The organism is Mycolicibacter arupensis (genome assembly GCF_002086515.1).
GTDB classification, from domain to species: Bacteria; Actinomycetota; Actinomycetes; order Mycobacteriales; family Mycobacteriaceae; genus Mycobacterium; species Mycobacterium arupense.
The window spans coordinates 1-3884 of the sequence record NZ_MVHH01000099.1; the positions used below are offsets into that span (position 1 = coordinate 1).

3 protein-coding genes and 1 pseudogene are annotated in these 3884 nt (G+C 66.6%); 1 reads left to right on the plus strand and 3 read right to left on the minus strand.

Annotation, left to right across the window (positions count from 1 at the left end; genetic code table 11):
• Positions 1–763: 763 nt before the first annotated feature.
• Positions 764–985, plus strand: a pseudogene (locus tag BST15_RS20755) (heavy metal translocating P-type ATPase); the annotation flags it as partial.
• A 250-nt stretch (positions 986–1235) separates the two neighbouring features.
• On the opposite strand, the gene BST15_RS20760 reads toward BST15_RS20755, so the two are convergent.
• The 3 genes from BST15_RS20760 to BST15_RS20770 all read right to left on the minus strand — a co-directional run bounded on the left by BST15_RS20760 (position 1236) and on the right by BST15_RS20770 (position 3480).
• Complete coding sequence (locus BST15_RS20760) at positions 1236–2249, minus strand: cation diffusion facilitator family transporter (RefSeq protein WP_046191436.1); 1014 nt, start codon at positions 2247–2249, stop codon at positions 1236–1238.
• Positions 2233–2517 (minus strand): TFIIB-type zinc ribbon-containing protein, encoded by a 285-nt coding sequence (locus BST15_RS22975; RefSeq protein WP_234708362.1) that lies wholly within the window; start codon positions 2515–2517, stop codon positions 2233–2235. The genes BST15_RS20760 and BST15_RS22975 overlap by 17 nt, the downstream gene beginning before the upstream one ends.
• Positions 2518–2727: 210 nt before the next feature.
• Positions 2728–3480 (minus strand): YoaK family protein, encoded by a 753-nt coding sequence (locus tag BST15_RS20770; RefSeq protein WP_234808438.1) that lies wholly within the window; start codon positions 3478–3480, stop codon positions 2728–2730.
• Positions 3481–3884: the final 404 nt, after the last annotated feature.

The following is a 3884-nucleotide window of genomic DNA, read 5'->3' on the forward strand; positions in this document are numbered from 1 at the left end:
TCACCGCCAACTGGTCGGGCGGCTGGTGGCTCGATCCGGTGATCGGGCTAGGCGTTGCCACGGTGGCGGTCTGGCAAGGCTTTCGATCCTGGCGGGGTGAGGACTGCGGCTGCTAACCGACGGCCGGTTGCCGTCATCCGCAGGTGAGACGCGGCTGGATCAGCGCGCGGGCGGATCACGTCGATTGTCGCGCTGGCAGGCCTGTCGCGGCAATGGTCGTCCCACCGCGCTAGCATCCCGGCTGTCGGTTCCGGTCGAAAAATGAGCAGGTGGTTCCGGAGCGGGTTGGTCAGGATTCAACCGGAGCCGACAACGGCCACCCTGGGACAGGCAGCCGCTCTCGGTTCGCCGACGGCTTATCTGCAAAATCCCGCTTGAACTCGATCGAAATAACTAGCCAGAGTGGTGGATACATGAGTACGACTTCAAGTTCCAACGCACGACGTCTTACTCATGTGTTCGCGGCTGTCTGACTTGTCGGCGCCGATTGAAAACTGAATGGCTTCTTCCGGAAGAACTGGCTCAGTTTTGGACCGGAACCGACACCCTCTCAGCGGCTGAGCGCTGGTGCGCTGGGCAGGTGGAGGTGAGGAGCGTGTTGAAAACCTCGCACCCCGTGCTGACCGCCTTGCCCCGCGGCCTGGCCACGGCTTTGCCCCGGGTCGCGCTGTTCGCCCGCGGTACGGCCGAGATGGCCAGACTGCTCGCTATGGGGCGTGTTGAAAACCCCGCAGGCCGGCGGCGACGTCGCCGCGTCCGTACCCAAGCCCTACACCATGCCCGCCGCTCCCGGCAGATCATGCTCAAAACGTCGGACTGTCCCTGGGCATCATCACCGTGCTGATGCCGCTGGCGTTACTCGGGACACTGGGCCTGGCCACGGTCGTGCTCGTGCACGAGCTCACCGAGGTCATCGTCATCGCCAACGGCGTGCGCGCCGGACGCATCACAGCACTGACGGGGCCAACCCAACACGCCCGATCGCCTTACGACTCACGGTAACGGTGGGACAACTATTGCCGCGGCAGGCCGGCAAACGCGACAACCGAAATATTCCGCCGTTCCCCACGGTCACCGACCAGGACTTGCCCACCTTGGGGTGCACAGTCATCGTGGTAGGCAATCAGAGCACCGGTATGCCGCGCGTGACGCTCATGCCAGCGCGCCGCGCCCGCCGAGGTGACATGGAATACCGGCGGGCCGCACGCGCGGCCACGACGTCGCGTAGCCCCGGACTATGGGGGTGCACTGGCCCGCGCGGTTGGGCGCAGCCCTCGATCGCTGGTGTGGCCATCAGGGGTGTGGTCGATCTGCACCGTGGTGTGCTCGACGTGAAATTCGTTGTGCAGCACCGTTTCGATGCGGGAGCGGGCCGCGTGGCAGTCGGCGTCGCCGGTGACGAGCACGTGCGCCGACAGCGACGGCTGACCGGAGCTGATCTGCCACACGTGCAGATCATGCACCGCGACCACCTGGGGTATCGCGGCAATCCTGTCGTTGATCTCGACCGGGTCCAGGTCTGCCGGGGCGGCCTCTAAGAAGATCCGCCCGGCTTCGCGGACTAGGCCCCACCCGGCTTTGGCCATCAACACCGCCACCACCAGGGCCGCAATGGCATCGGCGCGGGCGAAACCGGTCGCCCACACCACCGCGCCGGCGATCGCAGTGCCGATGAACGCGTACAGGTCATTGAGGATGTGCTGGAAGGCGCCCTCGACGTTCAAGCTGGTGCGGTTCGCCCGGCTGATCGACCAGGTGGCGGCGACGTTCACGACGACCCCGGCCAGGGCAGTGACCAGCACCAGCGGCCCGGCGACCTCCGGCGGGGCGATCAGCCGGCGCACCCCCTCGTAGACGAACCACACCGTCAGCAGCAGCAGGGTGATCCCGTTGGCCTGCGCGGACAAGATCTCCACCCGCTTGAACCCGTAGGTGTAGCGACCCCGCGCCGGGCGGTCGGCGAACCGAATCGCGATCAGCGCCAACACGATCGCCGCGGCGTCGGTGAGCATGTGCCCGGCATCCGAGATCAACGCCAGCGAATTCGCCACCAGCCCCACGACCACCTCGACGGCCATGAACGCCACGATCAAGCCCAGCGCGATCCCCAGCCATTTGCGGTCCGCGTCCGCTGACACCCCGTGGCCGTGATCGTGCCGGGCGTCGTCGTTGCGGCCAGCACCGGAGTCGTGGGCAGGTCGTGGCTCCGACTCCGTCGGGTCGGCTGGGTGTTCAGTGATGCCCGCCATGACGCCCTCCGTAGTAGCCTCCACCGCTGAACAAACCGCCCACAAAGCCGCCCTGGCGAGGGCGTTCGACATACATCGGCCGCGCCGCGTACGGCTGCGGCACATACCCGCCCGGCGGCCGTCGCTGCGGCAGCCGACGCTCAGCCTCGGTGAGCTGCTCACTCTCCCCCAGGTCGAGGAAGATGCCGCCGCAGCCGGTGCACTGATCGGTCGTCACCCCGAACCGCTGTACCGGTAGCTGCTGAGATACCCACCGCGGGTACAGCAACCTCAGCTCCTTCGCTTCTCTTGATCCGCGCTGGTTTTCCACTTCTCGACTCCTCTCCGGCCGGTTCTGATCGACTGCTCGGATTATATCTATGAATGCGTACATATGCATGTATGAATACGACCGTCATGTGTGGCCTGGCCCTGCGGTAATGCCTCCCGCGGGGCCCCAAAGCCTGAACGCGGAAAGGGCAACTGAGCGGGGACGCGGTCAGCGGGCATCGGTCTGCGCCGGCTCGACGGTGGCACACGCACGGGCTGTGCGACGCCTGCGGTCATGCAGCAGGCTGGCCGCCGCGACGGCCCCGCAGGCCGCGGCCGGAATGACCAGCGCGTAGCCGCCGAACCAAATACCGGTCAACACCCCGGCCGCGCCGCCGACCAGGAACATCAGCAAGGTCGCGGCCAGGACGGCCGTTTTCCACTTGTCGATTCCGTGCTGGCGGCTGCGGCCCAACATCAGCCCGAGATCGGTGATGGTGCCGGTAAAATGCGTGGTGCGGATCGCCATCCCGCCAAAGCTCGAGGTCACGCCGTTTTGCAGTCCCAGCGCCGCGGCGGCAAGACCGGCCTGGACCACGGTTCGCTCCACGCCGAACGCGGAAAGTGTCGCTTGGACCACGGTTTCCTCGACCCCGATCGCAGCAAGCAACAACAGTGCGGCTTCGGCGACCAGCACCGCGGCATGGCGCGGGCCGGTATGGGTATCGCTGGTCGCCAGAACCGCGCCCGCTGCTGCGGTGCCGCCCAGGAACCCGAACAGGATCGCCGCGAGCACGTGGCCTTCGTACAACCACGGGTTCGGGTTGCCCGTGTTCATACCCAACTCGGTGGTCACCGCGGTGAGGTTGCCCACCGGGAACGCCAACACCAGCAACGCCACCGCGTTGACAAACCCGGCAACCCCGGCCAGCAACCCGCTGTACCCGAGCACCAGCGCCCGCGGCGCCCACGGCACGGGCATCGCGGCACGTGACATCATCCCCCCTGTCCGGTGGTCCGCGGTGGGCTCGACGCTAACAGCGTGGCCCAACGACCAGCTGACCACCTGTTGAACAATCTGAGTCGCCGGCTATTCGCCGGTGCCGCCTCGTGGTGCGTGGTAGCACCGATGATCACTCGAAGCTGCCAACGACCGAAACACCGAAAAGCCGTCGCAACACGGTAGATTGCATATCTTGGCTGCGCCGGCCCTATCCACGCACGCTGGTCCACCCGTATCTCACCCGCGACGATGGCAACCGGCCGTCGGTTAGCAGCCACAGTCCTCACCCCGCCAGGACCGAAAGCCTTGCCAGACCGCTACCGTGGCGACGCCTAGCCCGATCACCGGATCGAGCCACCAGCCGCCCGACCAGTTGGCGGTGA